Origin of the sequence: Bradyrhizobium retamae (assembly GCF_001440415.1) — a bacterium.
GTDB classification, from domain to species: Bacteria; Pseudomonadota; Alphaproteobacteria; order Rhizobiales; family Xanthobacteraceae; genus Bradyrhizobium; species Bradyrhizobium retamae.
In genome coordinates this window covers 1-3252 of record NZ_LLYA01000067.1, presented here as the reverse complement: position 1 = coordinate 3252, position 3252 = coordinate 1, and the positions used below count along the sequence as shown (strand labels likewise).

The following is a 3252-nucleotide window of genomic DNA, read 5'->3' as shown; positions in this document are numbered from 1 at the left end:
GCTACAACGCCCAGGCCGCGGTCGATGGTGCCCATCAGATCATCGTGGCGCAGACGCTGACCAGTTCCTCCAGCGATCAGGCGCAACTGGCGCCGTTGCTCGACGGGATCAGGGCCAATCTGGGGACCAATCCCGACGAAGTATCGGCCGACGCCGGCTACTGCTCCGCCGCCAATCTTCGCACGATCAAACGGCGGCGCATCGAGGGCTACATCGCCACCGGAAGGCAGAAGCACGGCACCAAATCCGCCACCGCGAAAAAGGCTTCAAGACCCGGCTCGCTGATCGCCAGGATGAGCACCAAGCTCAAGCGCGCCGGCTACCGAAGTCGCTACCGCTTGCGCAAGCAGATCGTCGAAGCCGTCTTCGGACAGATCAAACAGGCAAGAGGGTTCAGGCAATTCCTGCTGCGCGGCATCGAAAAGGTCAGCGCAGAATGGGCGCTCATCTGCACCGCTCACAACCTCGTCAAGCTCGCAAGGGCCACCTGAGCCGCCATTATCAAGATAAAACTGCCTTCCCAAAGCTAACTGGACAGGCTCCTAGGCGCGCGGCGAGGGCCGTTGGCGCGCCTGATCGCCACGCTCGAGCGCGTCAATCTCCTCATCTTCGACTTAGGTGGAGCACACAGTGATGTGGAGTTGAGGGTCGACAATCGGCGCCGGTTCGGTTTTTGACAGCCGCCAACTCCACATAATTTACCTGTAGGTCATCGCCTCTTCAGCCAATCAACGATGTCGATCGCCGCAGAAGAGACGTGCCGGGCACGAGGCGGTGCGAGGATCTCAGGGAATACCTGCATAAGCGCTTGGCGTTTTAGATCGATGTACGCCCTTGCATAAGTCATTGTTGTGTTCAGCGACGAATGTCCAAGCCATTGACTGATGGTCGCAAAGTCGACCCCCGCCTTCAGGAGAAAGATGGCGGTCGTATGCCGCAACGAATGCGGATGGATCCGCTTCTCCTGCAGCGTGCGGGTTGCTATGGCTCCGGCTGTGATGTGCTTCTTGAGCAGGTAACGAACGCCAAAGCGGGTCAACTTGCTGCCCTGACGCTGGCGCCCGGGGAGGTGGAATATGCCATCGAGCACCTCCCGTGACGAGGTGACTTTCACACTGTTGCGTCACGGACATAGCACCTACGAGGGTGCTTGCAACGAATGGCCGTAAGCGCCGACACGAGAAACGAACGGCAATAGGACCACAGCCATGATCGACAATCTTCATGAAATTGATCCGAATGATCTGGCGGCAATTTTCTACCGGCCAAAAGACGACGTCGATAAGCTGCTGGCCGATTTCGTCCAGGATCTCGCGCGGCAAGGCGTACGCGTCGGCGGCATCGTCCAGCGACACTTGAGGGACGCAAACGGCTAGCACGCTATGCTCGCGGTCGACGTTGCGACGGAGCAAGAGATCTCGATTTCCCAGCCACTCGGCAGCGGAGCTATGTCCAGTAAGCTCGATACGCATGGACTTGCCGAGGCCGCAGCTGTCGTTTCCCGAGCGCTTCGTGTACCACTCTTGACAGCCGTTCCAAGAAAATGTCTTGCCGACTGACGAACTTTCACGGGTGATGTTAGGCACGCTGCTACTTTGCGACCGTCAAGTCGTGGAGCGATCGTGGCGCGACATCTCCACGCGCCTGGCGCGCAGCCGGGCCGTCGGTCCCAGCTGCGGCTATTTGGGGACGATGCTACCGGACAGCTTAATGACGGCTGTGAAACCATCGGAAACGCTGGCTCCGAAGTCGCCCGTCGGGCTCCTTCGCCGTCTCCGAAAACAGCATTAGCTCCGGCATCCGCTCCACATTGTGAGCCGCCATGATGCTCTGCGAGGGCGCTGATGACGCATTCGAGTCGGCGAGAAGCCGCTCCGTCCAGCTCGGCGCGCACTATCAGTCGAAGCCGGCATCAGCCCCTCAGTCGGTTCTGCAGTGCCTGCCGATCGACGACGAGGTTGTCGAGGTTCAGGTCTGCCTGCTGTCTTTCCGCCAATCGCCTAACCAGCGCCCGCGTACCGTCCACCACGAAGACGCCGCAATCATAGCCGTTCCTCTGCTGGCTTATGGGGGCGTCTTGCAGGTTGGCTCCCACCCGTGCTGCGAGCATTGCTGCAGGTCTGTCATTGTGTCCCCGGGCGGAGTCGTAGTGGTAGGCAACCGGCCTTTCGCGATCGCGGCGGTCCACCAGCAGCAACGACCAATGGGTGCCGCGGCGATTGATGTCCGTAGCGCTGGCATCGTTCACCGGCAAGAACAGGAAGTCGGCTGTATCGTTACCATTCCGATCATCGACAATGCGATGGAATGCGCGTAGCGCGTCGATCTCGGTACCCTGGCCCACCCGAAAGGCCATGAGAGGATCCACGAACCGAGTCCGGGCGGCGAGATTTGGATTGCTCCCCCGCAACTCCTGCGCCAGGAGTTCGTAGTCCCGCTGGACATGCTCGTCACCCAGCCATTCGCTGGCTCCGAGCACCCGTCCGCTGCGGTCGCCGGAAGAGGCACTCGTAGCCGGAGCGCCGATCCGGGCATCAGGAACCGAGGATGGGCCAGGATGATGGATAAGCTGAGCGTCGCTGCGTCCTCGCGGCCCTAACGTGATCGAGTAGGTCTCACCGTTGATAGAGACCGGCTGCGGAACCATTCGCGAACTCGGCATCAGCATTTTGTTGTCGAGTACATCGAGCAGGAAATCCGGGACAGGCTGGGAGCCATGCTGCCAATCGTCGCCGACGAGATGTCCAATATCCTCTAGCTCTTGAGACACGCCTGATGGCGCGATGAAGAACGGGGGTCTGCCGGCAGGGCTAAGCACCGGCGCTGACTGAGCATCGTCACGCATCTCCTGCGGTGTGGGCCACATGCTCGCGTCAAAGTCGGATGGCACGCGCGGCGACCAGGTTGAGCTCGACCCAGCCGGGCCTTGCGGCGTCGGCCACTCACTTGGGTCGAAGTCGGACGGCACTCGCGGCGACCAGGTTGAGCTCGACCCAGCCGGGCCTTGCGGCGTCGGCCACTCACTCGGGTCGAAGTCGGACGGCACTCGTGGCGACCACGATAAGCTCGACCCGGCAAGCCGCGATTCCTGACTCGGCCGCTCAGGGAAGGCCACACCCAGCGCTCTGTTTGCCTCGACGACTCGTAGGTACTGTCCAAGCTTCTTGAGACTCACGAGACTCACGCCAGTTTTCCCTTTGGCTTCGTGAAGTCCCGGTAATCTACGTTCAACGACAGTTGCTGCTGATCATT

3 protein-coding genes and 1 pseudogene are annotated in these 3252 nt (G+C 60.8%); 2 read left to right on the top strand and 2 right to left on the bottom strand.

Translation table 11 applies throughout. The annotated features are described in order from the left end of the window. A partial coding sequence (locus CQ13_RS09360) for a transposase (RefSeq protein ID WP_156433599.1) occupies positions 1-491 on the top strand: 491 nt, incomplete at its 5' end. Positions 492-709: 218 nt separating this feature from the next. Here the strand turns inward: CQ13_RS09360 and CQ13_RS09355 are convergent. After that, a complete protein-coding gene (locus CQ13_RS09355; protein ID WP_245309114.1) occupies positions 710-1114 on the bottom strand; it encodes a tyrosine-type recombinase/integrase in 405 nt (134 codons plus the stop codon). A 94-nt stretch (positions 1115-1208) separates the two neighbouring features. Between CQ13_RS09355 and CQ13_RS45475 the strand changes: the two are divergent. Next, positions 1209-1559: pseudogene (locus CQ13_RS45475) on the top strand (DUF2478 domain-containing protein). Between the two features lie 353 nt (positions 1560-1912). Here the strand turns inward: CQ13_RS45475 and CQ13_RS46755 are convergent. After that, positions 1913-2866, bottom strand: a complete 954-nt coding sequence (locus tag CQ13_RS46755; protein ID WP_057842687.1) for a Ulp1 family isopeptidase — start codon at positions 2864-2866, stop codon at positions 1913-1915. Positions 2867-3252: the final 386 nt, after the last annotated feature.